This is a genomic window from Halalkalibaculum sp. DA3122 (assembly GCF_043951865.1).
GTDB lineage: Bacteria > Bacteroidota > Rhodothermia > Balneolales > Balneolaceae > JAMQKA01.
Genome location: NZ_JBINJF010000045.1, coordinates 1 through 21,638, shown reverse-complemented (window position 1 = coordinate 21,638; position 21,638 = coordinate 1). Strand labels below are relative to the sequence as shown.

Sequence of the window (21,638 nt, the reverse complement as noted above, 5' to 3'; positions counted from 1 at the left end):
AAGCTGCGAATGACGGCCGCATGGTCAATAACCGCCCCGGGAGCCTCCGACAGGCGCCTCCCTTCCATCGGCACCTGCTCTTCACCAAAGATCATCATGCCTTCCATCTTTTCACCTGAAATGGCGACCTCCACGGCTATCGTGTCGTACAGCCGCTCTACTTCGAAATTGAGCTGCCCATCACGGTAGACGATGTTCTGCAGTTTGCGCGTAACGGAACTGCTGGCCATGTCAAAAATGCCACTGTATGATCCCGGCTCGCCCGAAATACTGATGGTACCGCCGTCGGTTTCTCCCTCCTCAAATTGAATGGTGAATTCCCACTGCCCGGTAATATCATCGGATGATTGGGCATGGACCAATAGTGGAGTAAATAGGGCCACTGACAAGCACAAAAATATGAGCCTTTTAAAATCACTAATTATTTCTGAACAAGTATTGATTCGTTTCATAATGCAATCATCTTACGTTTTTAATACTCTTACGTACTGTTTAAAAAATTCGCTGAATAGCGATATTGGCAAAGCGGACCCGGGAATTTTCGGCTTGAAGGCGGATGGGGCCCTCCGTTACCGTCTCATCATAACTGGGGAAACTCTCATCCGGCCAAATGGTGGCGGACGGGAATCCCATAAATGTCGGCTTGTACAGTTTGACGGATTCATGGATTCGGGTGCCATTCAATTCCACGGTTGCTTTTCCATCAATAAATTCAATCTCAAGAGTCTGCCACTGTCCCGCCGGTTTAGAGGCATTTTCCAATGGGGCCTTCCTGCGGTAAATGGCGCCATTCGACCGATCGGTGGGTTGTTTCCCGTACGAATCCAGGATCGAAATCTCCCAGGATCCGTTCAGATAGACGCCGCTGTTGCCGCGCCATTCGCCAGTTACCCAATCCGGGTTCTCGGGGATGTAGTAGTCGAGCCGCAATTTATAGTTGTTGAAATGGTGGCGGGTAATGATATCCCCATATCCCGGCCTTGCAATCAGCATTCCATCTTCGATATTCCAACGCGCCGGGGCCATGGTGTAATCGATCGGACCTTCCGAATTCGCCCGGCGATCCACATACAACATATATGGTGGGATGGTCACATCATAATGTTTCCACTTTGAGAGATCGTTGCCGTCAAAAAGCATCTCCCACTCCTCCTTGTCTGTGGGATTAAAGGTCGGCGGGCTCGGAACGTTTGCCTGTTCAGGTTGATAGACTTCCTTTTCAGGTACGGCCTCAAAATTATGCCCTTCAGCCAGAACGCCATTTTCGGGCACCTCATATTCAAGGGCCCAGAAGACGGAATTATAGAACAAGTGTTGAAAATAATCGGCTTCCAGGTCGCCCACGCGGTAGCTGCCCAGCGTAATCATGGGGCGTCGCGCTCCATTGTGATGGTAGGCCCAGGCCACGGGGTAGTTGGGGGAGTCGTAGCTGTCGTTGCCGATACCCGGGCTTTCTTCGCGGTCTCGGTTATGCCCATAAGAAAACACCACCGGCTCGGCGCCTTCCGTCAGCGGGGTAGAAACGTAGGGGCCTTCTCCCTGTCCCCATTTGCGTTGGACTCCGCGGACCATCGGATGATCGGCATGCTCCGGGTTTACCTGGGCGACAATTCGGCTTGTATAATGCGTTTTATAATGGCCTCCGAAATATTTTGGAGAAAACGTGCGGTCCTTCCAGAAGGCGTGGGTCGTAGTTCGGATGCCGAGGGCCGGCTTTCCCTTCTCAAAATGCTCCAAAAACAGTTTGGTTGATCGTTCCGTCCAGTTTCGGAATCGCATATATACAACCATCAGATCAGCTTTGGCAATTTGTTCGGCCTTGGGTAATGGAGTGGGATCGGGATCGTTATTGGGGTCAGTATCCGCTCCCGGGGCTTCATCAGCTATATATATTACATTAAAGCCGTAATCCTTCTCCAGCTTCTCGGCAAACGGTTTCATTCGTTCCCGCGACTGGTATTCATCGCCCCCCGTAACAAACACAATCGTCTGTTGTTCGGGAACCTGAGCGTGCCCAAAATTTACCCCCAAACAACTTATTATATACAGCGTAAGCATAAAGTGGGAAAAACGGTTCATCTTGTTCACTTTCTTTGATCTAGAATTAGTAGAATACGAGCCAAATAATTTTAAATACATCGTATATAAAGGCCCGTACCACTACCGGAATTTTATGACTGTTCGGAAATAGCTGGTATCCAGACTTTGCTCTAAAAAATATGAATACCAGCTTCCTAAAATTTTATCAGTTAAACTGAAGAGGTAGTAATATGAACACTGACTACCGGGCAGTACCAATAACTGAGCAATGGTACTCTATAGGAATGGGAGCAGAACAGGGGAGGTTCTGCCCCCTTTTTTATTGCCTAGCAACTAGTACTAGGGATATATTTTTACAAATAAAAATATTGTCAAGAGGGTGGCCACCCCTCTTGATTTTTACCATTATTTCCAGGGGTCGTTCTGTTCAAGATTTGAATTATTGACCACTTCTGAAGTAGGTATCGGGAAATATTTGTGCTTCACAGGATCGTAATTAGCCGCCTGTGTTGGGGTGCCATACTGCTGTAGGGCATCTCCAAGCTCACCCCAGCGGATCAGATCGAAGTAGTACATGTTCTCGTATGTAAACTCCATAACGCGCTGATGCTTGATTTCGTCCATCAACTCATCAGCACTGGCATAGTCACCGGTTGTTTTAGTGGCCAGGTTTGCCCGGTCACGCACCTGTTGTACGGCATCTACCGCTTCTTGCGTTACACTACCTGCATCCATTGTCACGGCTTCAGCATACATAAGCAGGATATCGGCATAGCGGAGTACCCGTTCATTATTTTCTGCTGATCCGCCGGTAAGTTGTGGTGGGCAACCTAAGTTTACGTTCAGATATTTCCTCCACCAGCCCCCTTCCGTGGTGCTTGATCCGTCGGGTGCACCGCCTACGCCTTGTCCACCTTCACACCTGATGCCGCTGCCGAGTTCGTTATAGGGAACGCTGAACAGGGGCAACCCACCATGGAAATAGATGGTTTCCAAGTAGCGAGGATCGAAATTGCCATCTACTGTTTGCTCCTCAGCCATCTCCTGCATCACCCAGTCGGATGGACGCAGGAATATTTCAAAACCGATTCCCGGCACACTGTTAAAGGGGCGGCTCTGCGTGGGTGTTTCGGGAGAGGTATTGAATTTATACTGAATTTCGAACAGGGACTCTTCATTGTTTTCATTAACTGCAGTGAAGTTGTCCACGTAATTATCAACCAGACCATATACGCCTGAGTCAATAACCTCCTTGAATTCAGTAGCTGCCAGGCTATAATTACTGGGTTCGTCCAGGTAACTGGCCCTATACAGGTAAGTTTTGCCCAAAAACCCAGTGGCCGTACCGCTGGTCACTTGACCATCCGTTGCACGGGTTTCGGGGAGTCCCTGCTTGGCCGTCTGCAGATCTGAAATGGCCTGGTCATAAACAGCGCCTATGCTTTCGGCCTTGGGCGGATTAAATTCGTCATCCGTTTCTGCCTGTTTTGTAACAATGGGTACCTGGCCGTACAGATGGGCAAGATAAAAATACCCCAATCCACGGAAGAAGTGCGTTTCAGCGGTTAACAGATCCCGCATGCTTTCATTCCCGGTCCAGTCTACCCTGTCAATGTTGCCCAGGATGGTATTGGCCCGGAAAATCATGGTATAGAGCCCTTCCCAGTAACTGTCAGAGGCACCACTTTCCGGAGTGGTTGTGAAGTTGGCATAGTCTACCTGGGCGGCAAAAGCGCCGTCAGTCAGCTGCATGTCTATACCTCTGGCATTTTGCCCAAATGTCTGCTGATCACCAAAACCCCGAACCGCTTCGGCTGATGAGTACAGGGTATTTACAGCCTGCTGCATCTGCTCTGGGGTTTCAAAGAATGTTCCGGCTGTTATTTCATTTGGATTTTCAAGATCCAGGAAATCGTCACCACAACCGGCGGACATGAACAAGATCACACTCAGTACAAAAACTTTAGATATCAGTGATTTCATAATTATTATCCCGTTACTGTTAAAATTCGAGGTTTACACCAATTTGGTAAGATCTGGCCTGGGGAGCGGTATCACGGTCCAGCCCCTGTGTAAAGGCCGTAAAACTACCTACAGTTGGGGATGAACCTACCTCAGGATCTGCCCCGTCGTAGCCCGTGAGAGTTAGCAAGTTTTGCCCCCTTATAAAAATCCTGGCCGATCTCATACTGAGCCTGCCGACAAGGTCAGTTGGGAGTGTATACCCGATTTCCAAGTTCCGAACTTTCACATAGTCGCCATCTTCGATATATCTGTCGGATGACGGCCTTGAATTCCAGTTTTCATCAATGTCATTGGGATTCAATCTGGGGAAGTTCGAATCGGGATTGGTTTGCGGATCAAATGCATCCAGCATGTTTGTGCTGAAGTTTTCAAATCCATACGGCCGTTCAAGCAGGTATTGATGGGTATTGTAAATTACCTGGCCGAAAGCTCCGGTCACGTTCAGGCTGCCGTCAAATCCTTTGTAGTTAGCGGAAAAATTAAAACCGACATTCATGGTTGGGATGCCGCTGCCCTGCAGTTGCCGATCTCCCTCGCTCGTGATGGTTCCGTCGTCATTGGCGTCAATAAATCGGATATCACCGGGTTCGGCATTCGGCTGGATCACCGTTCCGTCTGAACTCGTGTGGTTGTCAATCTCCTGCTGAGATTTAAAGATACCGTCGGTTTCGATCAGCCAGAATTCAGCAAGTCCACCGCTCTCCTCTCGGAACTCCATGGTATGGGTAACGTCCCATTCTGGCGAAGTTGCTCCAAATACAATGCGGTCTGTTCCCAGCTCTTCAACTTTGGCATCAGTGGTACCCAGGTTAAACCCCGCGGTATAGTTAAAGTCACCAGAACTACCGTTATAGTTGAGCTCCATCTCGAATCCTTCATTGGAGATCAGCCCAGAGTTGACTGACAGCTCACCACCGCCCACAGAAGGCGCCAGCGGGAGGCCGATAATCATATCCTCCGTGTCGTTATTGAAGTATTCGAAATAACCGCTGAATTTACCTTGCCACAGCTCGTAATCTAAACCAATAGTGGTTGTTACCAGCTTCTCCCAGCTAATTTGGCTGTTTATGGGAGTTCCGGTGATCAACCCGTTAGAAATCGCATCACCAAAAACTACCGGTTCAAAATTGAGTGTGGGGGTGAAGGGATAGTCGCTAACATTCTGCCGACCAAGTTCACCATACCCGCCCCGGAGTTTCAAATCGGTAATTACATCAGAGAGCCCGGTATTATCCCAGAAGCTTTCATTTGAAATTCTCCATCCAACCGAACCACCCGGAAAGTTCCCCCAGCGAACATCTGGATGAAACCTGGAAGAGCCGTCGCGACGGAAGTTCACGGTAAGGAGATACCGGTCATCATATATGTAATTGAACTGGCTAATAAATGAGAGCAGGGTACTTTCAGAAAGTGAATTCCCCACAAAGGCATTTTGCCCGCCCGGGGCGTCAAGGGTTTCCGTATTCTCTGAAAGGAAATTGGTTTTACCTCCTTCAAGGAAACGGTCTTGAAACCGCTGGGCTACAAAACCGGCTGTAACATCCAGAGAGTGCTTGCCGAAGTCCCTGTCAAAGCGAAGCGTGTTATCGATATTCCAGTTGAAAGAGGTACTTTCTGACGTATTTATTTCTTTATTGGGATTAAAATACTCTCCCTGGTTCTCGCCCTTGTCTCCAAACTTATATTTAAACTGGTTGGAAAACTGAGAGTAGGAACCGCTGATCTTGTATGACAACCCTTCAATAAGCTCAACATCGGCATACATGTTCAGAGATATTTCACTGCCTTTGTCGAACTCATCCCATAAACTTTGGTAATGGAATGGATTCCTGATCAAGGCTTCAGGATTATCACCACCTCCGTAGTAGAAAGATGAGGTTCGCCATGCCTCCCCGTCATCCGTTCTGGGAGAGAAGTATGGATACATTTGCACAGCCTGCTGATACATGGACCGGCTGAAGGCAAAAGCCTCAGGCAGTGTTTCGGATCGGTTCAGCGATATGCTCTGCCCTACTGTAATATCATTGGTAACAAAGAACTCACCCTTTGCAAGGAGATTCACACGCTCATAATTTGTACCCTTCGTGATGCCGGCTTGGTCAAGATAGCCCGCAGATATTCGGTACGTTCCAAAATCGCTGCCTCCAGAGACAGAAATGTTATGATTCTGCATGAATGCAGGCTCGTAGATTAAGTCCTGCCAGTTGTAGCTTCCTAATTCACCTGGATTGGCGAGGTAATCTTTTGCGGCCTGGGGTACACCTGTACCCCCGCTGAGATCATCGCCATACATGCGCTGAAGAACGGTCACATACTCATCCGCATTTGTTATGGATACTCCATCATAAGGTACCTGGGTTCCCAGGTAGTTAGAGTATGACAAGATTGGTGATCCCCCTCGTCTTCCTGTCTTAGTCTGAACAAGAATAACACCGTTTGCAGCCCGGGAGCCATAAATAGCGGCCGAAGAAGCATCTTTCAGTACCTGAATCGACTCTATGTCATCGGAATTTATATTGCTTAAGCCTGTTTCAGTTTGAATGCCATCTACAATCACCAGCGGCTCATTATCGCCCGAAAAAGAGGAGAATCCTCTAATCGTTACATTGGTTCCAGAACCCGGGTTTCCGTTACGTGCTTGTACATGAACTCCTGCGACAGTTCCCTGCAGTGCCAAATTTGTATTGGTGACGGCTTTCTTTTGCATCCCCTCTACATCCGCAGAGGCAATTGAGGAACTAACGTCCTGACGCTGCTGGGTGCTGTAGCCGGTAACGACCATTTCTTCCAGCAACTGCCTGCTTCCGGTTAGCTCAACATTAATTTCAGAACGACCATTGATAGGCTCGGTAAGTGTCTGGTACCCAATAAATGAAAATATGAGCGTGTCGTTGGCAGTGGGGGCAGTTAACTCATAGTCTCCATCATCATTTGTGGCGGTACCGGTTGCCGTACCCTTCACCAATACATTGACCCCGGGTAATGTTCTGCCGGTAGCAGCATCAGTAACGGTTCCGCTAACCTGATGGTCAACGACTTGAATTTTGGGAACTTCCTCTTTTGGCTTGAAAATACCATATGTTTTGGGAGTCAGATATTTAAGCTGAAGTCCGTGTTCTTCCAGTACTTTGGAAGTAACCTCCTGGAAATTTCCACTCAGCTTGTAATCCTGACCGATCCTCTTGCCCTGTACGGTAAGAGTACCATACAGAAACACGATGTTAAATCTATTTTCAATGAGCTCTAAGGCTTCCTTTAGCGTAGAACCACGCTCAACCTCCAACTTATCAGGTTGTTGTGAGTTAGCATAAAAGCCTCTCCCATTTTGTGCCAACCCTAAACTTCCCATTAAACATAAACTGAAAGCGAGTATTACAACTTTCGTTACCAGGTGCTTTATTGCTTTCATAATTGTATCCTGTTTCCCATTAATTATAATTGCCTAGTTGAGTTAACATTAACTATCCACCATATTGTCGCCCGATAAAGATGGTATCTCCTGAAGCGGACTGGAATACCGGAATCTCCATAACATCAGAGACCGATCGCGCCAGCTCTTCCAGTGACCTGAAATACGCGGCACCATCAATGGTAGCATCAGCTAAATCCGGATCTACAATTTTTACTGTAGCTCCATATCTACTCTCGATGAATCTTGCGAACGCACTTATCTTTGTCTGATCAAACTCTACCTGACCCGTTGCCCATGAAGTGTAAAAACTTGAATTCACCTTGGATTTAGTCAGAATTTCCTGGCTGGTAAACTCAATCATTTCTCCTCTGGCAACGTCAAAATCTTGAACTACGGTGGTCCCATTCATAGCTTGTACATTGACCATACCCTCCTGCAGTACCACACGGGACAAATTGGGATCAACAGTGACCATAAATTCGGTGCCGATATCCTCAATTACTCCATCCGGAGTGGTAACCGAAAAGGCCGGAGGAGATTCAGCGAATCCCTTTTCCACATCAAAAAACGCCTCGCCGTGCAGTTCAACATTGATAGGTTCGTTTTCCAGTAATCCCACATCATAGGTAATCGTGGAATTACCGTTCATCACAATCTTTGCTTCCTTGTCCCCATTGGTGAATCGTAAAATTTTCTGCTGACCGGCATTGGTTGAAACAGACTCACGTTTCGATATTTGGGCCAGCTCAGTAGATTGATTTGAAATCTCATAGTAATAAACTCCGATCCCTACAACAGCAATCAGGAGCACCGCAGCTACGGCCCTAAACATCCATTGAACCCGGGCACTGTTATTGGAGGTTTTACGCTTGTATTTATCTTTGTTTTTAATCGTTTTATTGTAAAGACGCTCCCATTGACGCTCTTTATCCGACTCGACCGGTTTTGCAAACTTAAATCCTGCAATTTCTGACATCGCCTGCTGCACTTTTTGCCGATTGACCTCTGAGGCCTCCATCCATCGGTTCCAATACTCTTTTTCTTCGGTGCTGGCAGTTCCATCTATAATCCGCCGAAACGAATCGTTATGGATGAGTTCTGCGACGGTATAATCTTGTTCTTCCACTTGTTAACGCTATTTGATTCTGGGCATTAATCTATGACTGCAACTCAATAAAGGAGAGCTAAGCTTATCCGGCATCTACTCAATCTTTTTTAATTTATTTTTGGTAAAGCAGATACCAGTTAAAACAATCTCAAATGAATAGGGCAACGACTGGAACCCTGTATATTTACTCTCGTTAAACGGTCTCTCCATCCAGGTTTTCCAGTTTTTTCAACCTGAATAAATCGGAAAGATATGGCAAAACTGTAATCTGTCTTACAAACTGGTAGGTCTCAAGCTGAGATTTAGCAGATATCCAGTTTTGGTTGATATACTACAGGGATGGATACAAAATTCTGTAATTCTTCTTTTGGGGCTCAATAGAAATACTGGACTCCTCCCCGTCAAACCAGTGAACTTCAAGCTGAATGGCTTCCTTATTGGGATTCGTACCCAGAACAGCGATCAGGCTGTTCATGGAGTAATGCCCTGTTCCGGCCTGCACTTCCCGCCGGGGACCTTTGGTTCCATCATCATAGATCACACGCAGCGCAGTGCCAATGCCCGCCCGGTTTTGCGCGGGTCCCTGTAGTTCTACACGAATGCCCGGCCTGCTGACGCGATTCATGTACAGCTTCGTTGTTGAATCGCGCTGGGCAACCGCCAGGTCGACCTTGCCATCCTTGTTGAAATCGCTGAATGCTGCTCCCCGCTGCTGGCCATATATTTTAATCCCGCTTTCCGGACCGCCAACCGGGACAAAACGGCCCGTTCCATCTCCCTTTAGCAGTATACCCCGACCGGCATCCTGCCGCGGGAATCCCTCAGGAACATCAAAATAGTTCTGGGTTATGAACAGATCCTCACTGCCGTCGTTGTTGTAATCGGCTACAACAATTCCATTACCGGTGGTAAATTGGGTTTCCCTGGGCAGCGGATGGGCTTCAAAACCATCACCGGTATTCAGGAATACCATATGCTTGAGCGTATTGACCTCTTTGGAGGGAAGTTGACTGAGGGGAGTGCCCAGCAGCTCCTGCAGTGACTGCCCGGCGTACTGCTGATACGAATTAACGGGACCCGATACAATGGAGCCGAAAACGGAGTACTCGTACAGCTTGCGCATCGGAACGTAGTCCTCCATTGACACATCATAGCGAGCCTCGATCATTTCCATGCTCCCATCGTTGTTGAAATCATTGTGATATATTTTGAGCGGATGTTCGCTGCGGAGCTGGTAGGGAGAGTTCTTCCCAAGATTTGTGGCGACGATATCAATGAGCCCGTCATTATTGAAATCACCGGTGGCCACACTGCTCCAGCGACCTGAATACCTGCCTAGCCCCGTGGCCCCGGTTATATCGATGTATGTACCATCTTGATTCTCAAATAGCTTAACCGGACCCCATTCGGTGCTTATAATAAGGTCCGGATCCCCATCTGAATCATAATCGGTGAACACGGCCCCGGTCACCATTCCGATTTTATTGAACGTCCTCCCCTGGGACTCGTCCTCAACAAAACGGCCATTTTCGTTGTTGAACAACACTGAATTTCCGCTCAGGGGATACAAGCCCGGTATTACCCGTCCCCCTACAAACAGATCCAGATCACCGTCCGCATCATAGTCAGCGACTGCAACAGGGCCGGCCGAAGCGTTGATACCCGGAATATTCTGCAACTTGCCGGAACCATCCCGGCCAACCATAAACCGAAATCCAGCGGGTATCGAACCCCGGCCACTGCTCAGCTGATAATCAGAATTCCCGATCACCATATTAAAATGTTCAGCAGTGGGCCAACCCAAAATTGAAGTAGATACGCCCGGGCTCAGGGCCTCCTTGCCTGCCAATTCAATCCTGTTAAATTGCCCGTTACCACGATTCTCATATACACTCAGCTTGTCAGCGGTGTTGCCTCCGATAAACAGATCGTCATCGCCATCCATGTCGTAGTCGATCCACGTGATACCGGGTCCCTCCGCACCTAATTTGAAGGGCAGCAACGGCTGGCGCTCAAAATCATCATAGGAATCACTGGAATGGCGGTGACCAATACGGGCAGAAATGTCCTCAAACACCGGTTGTTGAACTTCATTCCCGGATTCAGGCGTTGAACGGGATTCTCGCTCTTCAGGCTCGTAAATATCATAAATCCGGTTGGCGGCCACATTTTCCACTTTAGTTGTTTTACCACCGGGCCATTTTACGACAAGGGTATGATCCGCGTTGCCCGGATCTGCTGCAAACGTAACTCGCGGGTCAGAACCGGAAAGATAATCGCCGCCCGCCACGAGATCTTTGGATTGTGTCACCGGACCTCCCTCGAGTATAACCCTGGCCCCGATTCCCTGTGTATTTGGTGACTGCCCATGCAAGCGAACGCTGATCCGCGGTGCGGCACTTTTATTTTTAAAGATTGCAGGTTCAGCCCTGAAGCGCGTTGTTACCACGTCCAGATCCCCGTCATTGTCAAAATCGGCAGTGGCCAGCCCGTAGGAAACGTCTGTTTCATTAAAGCCCCACTGCTTACTCTGCTCTGAAAATGTGAGATCCCCGTTGTTGCGAAAGATCTGGTTACGGAGGTCCAGTTTCGGGGCTGCTTTCTCCAGGTTTACCGCCTCGTACTGTCCCTTGTTGCGGATAAAATCCATATCCATGGCATCATAAGGATACCCGGTATTAATGATGAGATCCTCATATCCATCCAGGTCGATATCCATAAAGCGGGTAGCCCACGACCACCCGGAAGCTTCAACACCGCTGTAATAGGCGATCTCCCGGAAGGTGTTGTCCCCCCGGTTCAGGTACATGGTGTTGTGCATATACTGCGGCTGGTATGAAGCATTGGTAATCATGGCGGGCCGCTTCTCTTTGGAAACATTTTGGCTGGCCTGCATCATGTAGTCGGGGCTCAGCATATCGGTTACAAAAAAGTCGGTGTGACCGTCCCGGTTGATATCGGAAATATCGACCCCCATGGCCGAGTAACTGAATTTACGAATCGCGTTTGGATCCATTTCCCGGAACGTGCCATTACCCTGGTTGATCCAGATCCGGTCGGGGCTAAAATAGTCGTTGCAGATGTAGAGGTCGGGGTGCTGATCCCCGTTGATATCCTGAAACCTGGCCGTTAGACTCCATTCCGGTTTGAGGGTAAACGGTTCTCCATTTGCCTTCAGGAAACGTCCCTTTTCGCTGGTGACTTCAGTAAACTGCCCCGAACCGTCATTTATATAGAGCTTGTTCGGTTCGCCTATCTCAACCACAGTGGGATTTTTATTTTTCCGGTAAATAATATCGTAATACTGCCCGAACGGTTCGTTGAATTCAAACTGCATGTTGCCCGGGTTTGTCCCGTCGTCCACCCTTCTCAAAATATTGGTGGGCCGCAGCTCTTTCTCGTCAAACAGATCGTACACCCGCTTCTCACGGTAGTAGGCGACATACAGGTCAAGGTCGCCATCCCCGTCGATATCGGCCATGGTCATGGTGGTGGAACCGCTGCCGGGTTTGAGTCCACTGTCTTTTTTGAGCTCAAATCTCCCCTCTCCATTATTGATATACACGGCATTTTCCCCGTCCACGGTGGCAACAAGCAGATCCGGGCTGCCATCCCCGTTTACGTCCGCAAAGAGCGTGCCCGTACTGTAATTCCCGGAGTGGGCCACACCAGCCTGCTCCGTAATATCTTCAAACTGGAATCCCCCAAGATTCCTGTAGAGCTTGTTGGGGCCGTTCATCTGCGAAAAATAGATATCTGTCAAGCCATCCCCGTCCACATCCGCGGTGGCCACCCCGGTCCCATCCAGCAGGAAGCGGTTTTGACTGATCTCCTCCTGGGTCACGTGATGCGTAAACTCTATGCCGGTCTCGGAAGATTCCAGCTTTTGAAAGCCGGTTTCGCCGGAATTTCCCGGCTCTACTGGAGTCCAATCGTGAAATTCTTCCTGTGGAGCTCCTGTACTGGAACTGCCAGTGGTGTATGCCTGCTCGGCCGGATCTACATCTCTTTTACATACAGCAAGAAGGAGCGCAACACAGACATATACAAGTACCAGTTTAACTTTAGGCATCAGTGCTCCAGAAATTTGATGATTTCCCTATGCCGAGTATTTTTCAAGAGAATTGATAAGAATTTTGAGTCCATTAGCCCGTATTACTTCACCAGTTTCTAAGCCCGCTACACATCGTTATAGTTAATTAAGTTTTAAGATCAACGCGTATACCGGTTAACAATTTGTTTTAAGCCATCTATTTCGTTAATACAGAACCACTCCTCCTGTCCTCCTTCTCCAGGGAGGAACTCCCATAGCAAAGTACATGCAATTTCTCTGCTTTCAGTGGCATGACCACCGAAAGTCCCTCTTGAGAAGAGGGATTTAGTGAGATTGATCCTCCGAAACTAGAAAATAGGATCACTTTTATCCGGTAAACGGTTAAGATCAATGTAATTTATTGTGTATCATGGTATTGCATGAATTCAGACTAAACTCCTGTAAGAATACAGGTTAGAACAGTGAATAAATCCACTTTACTCATTGTAGGAGAGTATCAATCCGTTCTTTTCTACTCATTTCTTCAAAAAATTAAAAACATGCTACCAGTCCAAAAATCTCAGAAGAAGTGGAAAAACAGCCTGCTAAAAACTATGCAATAAAATAATAGTGCCACTTACCGGGAGAAGCAGTAACTCAACCAATAAAAAAATGGGAGTATGAAATAAAGGAAAGCATCATTGATATGACGAGCTTCATGATTTCATTATCAAGAAGCGATCGCAACGTCTCCATGGCTCGATAAATATGATTATAAACCGATTGCCTGTTTATGGATAAAATCTCTTCGATTTCGCCGTAACTCATCCCATTGAAAAAGTGAAGAAGGATAACTTCTTTTTGTCGCTCGGGTAGCTTATTGAGAGCTTTTTGAAGCTTGTCTTTGTTTTTATGCTTTATCTCATCGGTAATTATCAAATCTTCCCTGCTGAACTCAATAAAAATATTTGGATCCAACTCACTGAGATCACCGATTTTTTTATTCTTTTTTTGCTTTTTCAGAATTTTTCGCCGCAGTGAAACAAAGAGATAGACATTCGGAGAATCGATATGGTCCAGCTCGCCCCTTCTCTCCCACACATTTTGGAATAGATCCTGGATACAGTCTTTTACAACTTCCGGCCTCTGACATATTTTTGTCCCGTACCCGTACAACCCATCATAATAGGCATCGAAAAGATCCTTATAGGATTTCTTCTGATTATTGCCATTTACAAATTCCGACCAGATCGTACTTTTTGCCTTCCCTTTTCCCATATCGGTAACCAGATATTTTGAGTACAGTCACCAAGGTGAAATCCCCTAATTTCGCCTTGAATCCTTTATATGTTATCTATCCCTGGTCTAGATGAGCTAGGCAATAATTTTGTTGCTAATTTTCAACATAGTTAAATAATGGCTAATATCAAATTTTTAAGATTCTATTCATTTAGCCCAATAATATTGAAGCAGATCTTCGAATCATGTTTAATCCTTTGTAATAAATGATTCCAGTAAAACAAGCTATAGCTACCTTAAATGAAAACCTGAATAAGGGTCCGGTACACCAAGTATCGCTTTCGTCGGCAGTTGGCCACATTTTAGCAGAAGATGTATATGCTCCTGTAAATCTCCCTCCTTTTGACCAGTCTGCGATGGATGGATATGCTGTAGCAATCGGATGCTCACCCACATACACCGTGATTGCTAACGTGGCAGCGGGTGAGCAACACGACCTCAGGCTGGAGGCAGGGCAAGCCGCTCGAATTTTTACAGGTGCCGCAATTCCGGAGGGTGCCAATGCTGTTGTGATGCAGGAAAAGGTACAACAAAATGGATCAACCATTCATGTAACTGATGTGGAGGAGTATGATAATATACGGCCGGGCGGTGAACAGATCATGAAAGGAGATTTGGCTCTCTCCAGGGGAACCGCTCTCACTCCCGCAGCAGTGGGATTCCTGTCTGCCATGGGAATTGAAAAAATTTCTGTATATCGAAAACCTCGTATCAGTATCCTGGTTTCTGGAGATGAACTCGTATACCCCGGAAATGACCTGCAACATGGTCAAATTTATGAGAGTAATTCAGCACATTTAAAGGCTGCGCTGGCCTCGGAAGGCATTACTCAAGTGACCGAAAAGCATGTGAGAGATGAATTCGAGACGACGAAACAGGAGATAAAAAAGGCAATTTCCCGTAGTGATATTGTAATTATAACGGGTGGTATTTCAGTGGGAGACTATGATTTTGCAGGCCAGGCAGTGAACGAGCTGGGCGTAAATGAACTTTTTTACAAAGTGGCTCAAAAACCCGGTAAACCTATCTATGCTGGCAAAAAGAGTGACACCCTGGTTTTTGCACTACCAGGTAATCCAGCTTCATGCCTGACCGGGTTCTACATCTATGTTCTACCGGCTGTCAGGCATTTCCTGGGATATACTGAATCCCATCTTAAACGAAAGAAGCGTAGAATTTCCAGCGCTGTTACAAAAAAAGAAGGCAGAGCACTTTTCCTGAAAGCCAAGTTGAAAGATGATAATACGGTTGAAATTCTTGAAGGACAGAGCTCCGCCATGCTGCATACCTTTTCCATAGCTGACGCACTTATTTACCTTTCACCTGATCAAGTCGTGGTAGAAGAGGGGGACGAAGTAGATACCATTCTATTGCCAGTCAGAACAAATTAATCGACACCTGGGGTTTATACCTGACCAAATATAGCTTTCAGAAGTTTTAAACTGTTTTTAAAGGAATGGATACGATGAATACAGTTACCGGAATCATACTTGCCGGAGGAAAAAGCTCCAGGATGGGCCAGGACAAAGGCTTGATGATTTGGAAAGGACAAACGTTTACCGAACATATTATTGAGGCCCTGGATCCTCTCGTTGATGAGTTATTCATCGTTTCAAACTCTGACAAATATAAACAGTTTGGGTTGCGCGTTTATCAGGATGTTCTGGAGGATCGGGGACCACTGGGTGGAATATACACCGGGCTATCCAATTCTGATGGATATCGGAACATCATAGTTAGCTGCGATGTGCCACTCATAACGACCAACACGTTGCACCGATTGATCGCCCATGATGAAGAGCAATATGATATTATCCAACTATCAGACGGATCCCGTGAGATGCCGTTGGTGGCGATGTATAAAAAAAGCTGCGAAGGCCCATTTCTGGATCGTTTGGAGCAAGATAAATTAAAGCTTCAAGCTGCCGTTTCAGCAATGAAGGTCAAAACAGTGATTCTGCCAGAAGAGAAAGCTTACACTCTTAGAAACATCAATACACAAGAAGATTTCGAGAATTTACGAGATGCAGGTAACAGCTGAATCTTTTTGGGTGGATACAACTGCTGAAGATCCAAAACCCAATAAAATTATTTTTGATGTCGTAATTTTTTAATACTATTCTTTTAATTAATGTTCAGAACTTGAAGATCAGTTGACAGGGGAAACCAGGTCTTCAGGAGCAGACCAATACTTTGCAAGGAGTGTTTTCTGCCTGATTATCACCAGCAAAGTAAAAGAAATGCACAATAAGTTTTCCATACCTGGCTCCACCGGCATCGGTTTTCTGTCCAATTCAAAATGCCATTCAATAATTGGTATTAAAGCAAAAACTTTTTTCCCAATTATTCACTGTCATGCCACCTTTTTTTGCATGCATTGGCAGACTCTTTAAAGATATCATTGCAAAACATCTGTAATCAGTTTCAAATTATTTAGTTAACTCCCCCGTGAAAGATTAATCCCTCATATGGTTGACATAACGTCTAAAATTAACACACTGCGAACTGCCACCGCCCAGGCTATTGTAAAAGTCGGAACAAGTGATACAATAGAGGCCGTTAAAAACAAGGAGATTCCGAAAGGAGATGTCTTTGAAGTGGCTAAAACAGCCGGCCTTTTTGCCGTAAAACGGACAAGTGACATGATCCCCGACTGCCATCCCCTGCCGGTTGAGGCAACCACAGTAGAATTTTCTATTGAAGGACTCGAGATCGCCATCCATATGAGCGTCAAAACAATTTATAAAACCGGCGTCGAGGTGGAAGCGATGCACGGGGCGTCGGTAGTGGCATTGACCATCTACGACATGCTGAAACCCGTTGACAAACAGGTGGAGATTCAACATATAAAATTGCTTCAAAAAAGTGGCGGGTCATCCGATTTCAGTGATCCTGTACGGTCCTCATTTAAAGCCGGGATCGTCGTATGCTCCGATTCCATTTCGGCCGGCAAGAAGGAGGACAAGGCGGGAAAGGCCATTATCGATAAACTGGAGGAATATGATCTTACAATTGCCGACTACAGCATCATTCCCGATGAAAAGGATAAAATCCAGCAGAAGGTTCATGATCTCAGAAAGCAGGGATGCCGGCTCATAATCTTTACCGGCGGGACCGGCCTCTCAAAACGGGATGTCACGCCCGAAGCGGTCTCCGAGCTGATTGAACGAAGAGTGCCCGGCATCGAAGAGGCAATTCGAAGCTATGGACAAGACCGCATGCCCTATGCCATGCTTTCCAGGAGCGTGGCCGGAACCATCGGGGACAGCCTCCTGCTGGCGTTGCCCGGCTCTACCAACGGGGCCAAAGAATCGATGGATGCCGTTTTCCCGCCGCTCTTTCACATTTTCAGAATTTTGAAAGGCAGCAGTCATTAAATGAGAACTTTGCTAAAGTTCGGAGGGAGTTGTACTCCCGGTTAGCGAGCATGTGAGGTTGGTGGTACAACCTCCTCCCAACAAAGGGTACTACATCCGAGGCTGTCCAAAAAGTCCAAACCAGGAAATGAGTGCCTTAATAATTAAAGTGATATCAATCTCCCTAAATCCCTCTTCTCCAAGAGGGACTTCAAAAGTGCCTATATTGTATCTTGAGCAATATCGCAATCCAAGAGTTCCTCCTTGGAGAAGGAGGACAGGAGGATTGACCGATCAATTGGAATCATGTGCCTTATTTTTTAGGAATCTGATTGTTGGACTTGACTTTTTGGAGAGCCTCACTGTTTCCCTGCCATTTGAAGGCAAACAGGCATCCGGTTGAGACAATTATGTCGAACTCAGGGTAGTTTACGTTTTTTCGATTCATTACACTAATAACAAGGTTTGGGATTGGGGAGCCCATTACCAAAAAATGAGATTGTTATGGAGAAGAAAAGAAAAGTAGAGATAAAAAAGATAAAGGATACAGCTGTCGGGTTTCCGGCGATCAAATCAACGGGCAGTCGGGTGCTGGAAAACATGAAACTGAAAGAGGGGCTGCAAACCCTGTTCAATCTCAACCAGGTGGAGGGCTGTGACTGTCCCAGCTGTGCCTGGCCTGATCCCGACCCGGATGACCGGTCAAAAATAGCCGAATACTGTGAAAATGGGGCCAAAGCGATTGCCTGGGAGGCGACGCACAAAACAATTGGACCCGCTTTTTTCGAGGAATACAGTTTAGAAGAGCTCCGGGAAAAATCTAATCACTGGCTGGAAAAGCAGGGGCGACTCACCACACCGATGGTATTGCGGGAGGGCGCCGCACACTATGAAGAGATATCCTGGAAAGGAGCTTTTGAGTTGATGGCGGAACAGCTCAATAGTCTCGACTCCCCGGACGAGGCTATTTTCTATACTTCGGGCCGCACCAGCAACGAAGCAGCATTTATGTACCAGAATTTTGTACGCCAGTTTGGAACCAACAACCTGCCCGACTGCTCCAACATGTGCCACGAAGCCTCCGGGAAGGCTCTTGGGGAAACCACCGGCATCGGCAAGGCATCGGTCACCCTGAATGATATCCAGGAAGCAGATGTGCTGATGATTATCGGTCAAAACCCGGGCACCAATGCCCCGCGCATGCTTACCGAGCTACAGAAACTCAAAAAGAACGGCGGCAAGATCATCGCCGTAAACCCGATGCCTGAAGCGGGATTCATGGGATTCCGCCATCCCCAGAAGCCGTGGGAGTGGCTGGGCAAGCCCACCAAACTACAGGACCTCTACCTGCAGGTCGAAATCAACGGGGACATCGCCCTCATCAAGGCGATCATCAAAATACTGCATGAAGAGGATAAGAAATCCGGGGGCACGATCTTTGACCATGACTTCATCAGGAACCATACCGACGGGTATGATGAGCTCATGGCATCGCTTGAAAATGAATCACTGGCCGCACTGATCAAGGCCAGTGGCGTTTCGGCCGACAAGGTCCATGAAGCGGCGGCCATGATCCGGGACAACAAAAAAATCATCATCGCCTGGGCGATGGGCATCACCCAGCATAAAAACGGGGAGGATACGATCCGGGAGTTCGTCAACCTGCTGCTGCTCAAAGGTTCTATCGGTAAAACGGGCGCCGGTACCCTGCCGGTCCGTGGTCACAGCAATGTACAGGGCGATCGCACGATGGGCATATGGGAACAGATGCCGGATGCTTTTTTAGACCGTCTCGGGAAGGCGTTCGACTTTGATCCGCCGCGCAAACACGGCGTAGCCGCCGTGGATGCCGTGAAAGCGATGGCCGAGGACAAGGCTAAATTCTTTCTGGGGCTGGGCGGCAATTTCACCCTGGCGACCCCGGATACCAACCTGGTATTTGAGGCGATGCGAAAATGCGAGTTGACGGCCCATATTTCTACAAAACTGAACCGCAGTCACGTTGTACACGGCAAACAGGCCTTGATCCTGCCCTGCCTGGGACGAACGGAGATTGATGAAACATCCAGGGGACGCCAGTTTGTAACCACCGAAGATACCGCCGGCCGTATCCGGATGTCGCAGGGCAACCTGGAGCCCGCTTCCGAGCACCTGAAGAGCGAACCCGCGATCATCTGTGGATTGGCTGAAGCTACGTTGAATGGTAAAAGCAACACAGACTGGGCTGCCTATGCGGAAGATTACAACCTGATCCGTGATAAAATCGAGGAAGTCATTGACGGGTTTGAAGATTACAACACCCGCATTCAGCAGCCCGGGGGCTTCTACCTGCCGAATGGTGCCCGAGAAGGCCGATTCGAAACCGACAACGGGAAGGCACACCTCACGGTCAATCCCGTGCCCAACAACGAAATCGCGCCGGGCCATTTCATCCTGATGACCATGCGGAGCCACGATCAGTTCAACACCACCATCTATGGCTGCAGCGACCGGTATCGCGGTATCGAGAACTCGCGCGAGGTGATCATGATGAACCGGAATGATATGGAAGAGCTCGGTCTGGAAGCCAAAGACTATGTTGACATAACCAGCTATTTTAATGGTGAGGAACGTTCCATCACTGACTTCCAGGTTGTTCCATATGATATTTCTGAGGGATGCATCGGGATGTACTTCCCTGAAGGAAATGTGCTGGTGGCGATCGACAACAAATCACCGGAAAGCCTCTGCCCTTCCTCCAAGTTTGTAGAGGTAAGCATACAACCTTCGGCGTCATGATATCGACTAAATCACAAGTATCAGTAGTCTCGGTAGACCGCGTTAAAGGAGAGACCTGTGATCAGGTTGACGATCTGGTCGCTGTGGAGGAACCACTACAGATTCGACTCCAGTTCAAACAGCAGGGCCAGTGGCAGGAGGAGTCCCTGGCCGTGACCATGCGCACGCCCGGGAACGACTTTGAACTGGCGGCGGGATTCCTGCTCGCTGAAAACGTGATAACCGGGGTCGATGACATCCACACCATCCGCCACTGCCACACGGTGAAGGAGGAGGAACAGGGCAATGTGGTGATCGTCAAGCTCGCCTCCCAGGTCTCTTTTGACATGCAAAACCTGGAACGCCATTTCATGACCACCTCCAGTTGCGGAGTATGTGGGAAAAGCGCCATTGATGCCATCACCTGTAACCATGGCAGCCTGAATCAGAAATCTTCCCAAAAGGTGGATATCCAGACGATCCAGCGGCTGAATGATGTCCTGGAGAAGGAGCAAACGGTATTTCGCCATACCGGTGGACTCCATGCCTCTGCCCTGTTTAATTTTGATGGAGAACTGCTCCTTTTACGTGAAGATATCGGCCGCCACAATGCCCTGGACAAGGTGGTGGGAGCTGCACTGAGCAAGAACCTGGTGCCGCTGCAAAACACCCTGGTTTTTCTGAGTGGCAGGGTGAGCTATGAACTTGTACAAAAATCGGTCCAGGCGGGGATCCCAATTATCATTGCAGTTGGTGCTCCGTCGAGCCTGGCTGTGGAATTAGCGAAAGAAAAGGGTATTACGTTGGTGGGCTTTCTGCGAGATAAACGATTTAATGTATATAGTCATAGTTCTCGAATCGAGAAAACTGGTTAATATTTCAATACCGCTGCCCACACTTGGTCAAATCCCTTATTGGCTGATCTCGTGCAGGTAGAAAACATAATTGGTCGGCACTCCCCGTTGACGCAGGATAAATATGGACTGACATGGCAACTTTCCCTGGGAACACTGGATGATGTGCACGGGTAAAAAATCGTCCTCTCCGCCGATCCCAACGCCGAACAGTGTGGCTGGCTGAAGGATAAATTCGGTATTTCGTGGCTGGTGGTTCCGGAGGGGATGAACGAAATGCTAAATGCTGACGATTCCGAAAAAGCCAAACGCGCCATGCAGGCGATGCTGCAAATGAAAAAAATAGAGATCCGGAAATTAAAGGAGGCTTTCGAAGGTAAATAACCTCAACGCGGGACCAGGATGATCCAAAATCATTTTATGGCTGTGCCTTTTTCGGTCTTATTTTTAGTTCCTTTAAGATCAAGATAAAAGGAACAACTCTTTTTAAAAAAACTGGTACAATTTTCTTTTGGGGGCTTCCTAACCGTCCCTCCCTGTTCATTTTCTCATCGATAAAAAAACGAACCTAAAAAATCGCCACCGGAGGATGGGAATTATGAATGAAGAATTAAAAATGATAAATCTCGAAGGGGTACCGGGAAGAAGAGCACGGGTCTTTCCCCCTTGTGGCAGTTATGATGGAAAAGCGGTAAATGATGTTCGAAGGGGGTGCAGGGGGATGTTCAGTGAGGAATGAAAAATGAAGAATTAG

At 47.6% G+C, this 21,638-nt stretch carries 12 protein-coding genes and 1 pseudogene; 6 read left to right on the top strand and 7 right to left on the bottom strand.

What is annotated here, in order from left to right; all coding sequences use genetic code 11:
• The 7 genes from ACG2F4_RS18020 to ACG2F4_RS17990 form a co-directional block, all read right to left on the bottom strand.
• On the bottom strand, positions 1–452 hold a 452-nt coding region (locus tag ACG2F4_RS18020), incomplete at its 3' end, for a hypothetical protein (protein WP_395262306.1).
• Between the two features lie 40 nt (positions 453–492).
• A complete protein-coding gene (locus ACG2F4_RS18015) occupies positions 493–2,079 on the bottom strand; it encodes a family 16 glycoside hydrolase (protein ID WP_395262305.1) in 1,587 nt (528 codons plus the stop codon).
• A gap of 366 nt (positions 2,080–2,445) precedes the next feature.
• Entirely contained in the window at positions 2,446–4,023 is a 1,578-nt protein-coding gene (locus ACG2F4_RS18010; protein ID WP_395262304.1) for a RagB/SusD family nutrient uptake outer membrane protein, read from the bottom strand.
• A 19-nt stretch (positions 4,024–4,042) separates the two neighbouring features.
• Complete coding sequence (locus ACG2F4_RS18005; RefSeq protein ID WP_395262303.1) at positions 4,043–7,348, bottom strand: SusC/RagA family TonB-linked outer membrane protein; 3,306 nt, start codon at positions 7,346–7,348, stop codon at positions 4,043–4,045.
• A 178-nt stretch (positions 7,349–7,526) separates the two neighbouring features.
• Positions 7,527–8,603: a FecR family protein gene (locus ACG2F4_RS18000; protein WP_395262301.1), complete on the bottom strand. Its 1,077-nt coding sequence runs from the start codon at positions 8,601–8,603 to the stop codon at positions 7,527–7,529.
• A gap of 313 nt (positions 8,604–8,916) precedes the next feature.
• Positions 8,917–12,657 carry an FG-GAP-like repeat-containing protein gene (locus tag ACG2F4_RS17995; protein ID WP_395262300.1) on the bottom strand — a complete coding sequence of 1,247 codons (3,741 nt, stop codon included), beginning with the start codon at positions 12,655–12,657 and terminating at the stop codon, positions 8,917–8,919.
• A gap of 618 nt (positions 12,658–13,275) precedes the next feature.
• Positions 13,276–13,896, bottom strand: a complete 621-nt coding sequence (locus tag ACG2F4_RS17990; RefSeq protein ID WP_395262299.1) for an RNA polymerase sigma factor — start codon at positions 13,894–13,896, stop codon at positions 13,276–13,278.
• A 227-nt stretch (positions 13,897–14,123) separates the two neighbouring features.
• Here ACG2F4_RS17990 and glp point away from each other — a divergent pair, with 227 nt between their 5' ends.
• From glp to ACG2F4_RS17960, 6 genes and pseudogenes are all read left to right on the top strand, one after another.
• Positions 14,124–15,308 carry a gephyrin-like molybdotransferase Glp gene (gene glp, locus ACG2F4_RS17985; RefSeq protein ID WP_395262298.1) on the top strand — a complete coding sequence of 395 codons (1,185 nt, stop codon included), beginning with the start codon at positions 14,124–14,126 and terminating at the stop codon, positions 15,306–15,308.
• Positions 15,309–15,373: 65 nt separating this feature from the next.
• Positions 15,374–15,958 (top strand): molybdenum cofactor guanylyltransferase, encoded by a 585-nt coding sequence (locus tag ACG2F4_RS17980; protein WP_395262297.1) that lies wholly within the window; start codon positions 15,374–15,376, stop codon positions 15,956–15,958.
• Between the two features lie 427 nt (positions 15,959–16,385).
• Positions 16,386–17,294: a bifunctional molybdenum cofactor biosynthesis protein MoaC/MoaB gene (moaCB, locus tag ACG2F4_RS17975; protein WP_395262296.1), complete on the top strand. Its 909-nt coding sequence runs from the start codon at positions 16,386–16,388 to the stop codon at positions 17,292–17,294.
• 483 nt (positions 17,295–17,777) lie between these two features.
• Positions 17,778–20,051, top strand: a complete 2,274-nt coding sequence (locus tag ACG2F4_RS17970) for an FdhF/YdeP family oxidoreductase (RefSeq protein ID WP_395262295.1) — start codon at positions 17,778–17,780, stop codon at positions 20,049–20,051.
• Positions 20,048–20,905, top strand: coding sequence for a formate dehydrogenase accessory sulfurtransferase FdhD (gene fdhD, locus ACG2F4_RS17965; protein ID WP_395262294.1), 858 nt, complete (start codon positions 20,048–20,050; stop codon positions 20,903–20,905). The genes ACG2F4_RS17970 and fdhD overlap by 4 nt, the downstream gene beginning before the upstream one ends.
• A gap of 159 nt (positions 20,906–21,064) precedes the next feature.
• Positions 21,065–21,139, top strand: a pseudogene (locus ACG2F4_RS17960) (VOC family protein); the annotation flags it as partial.
• Positions 21,140–21,638: the final 499 nt, after the last annotated feature.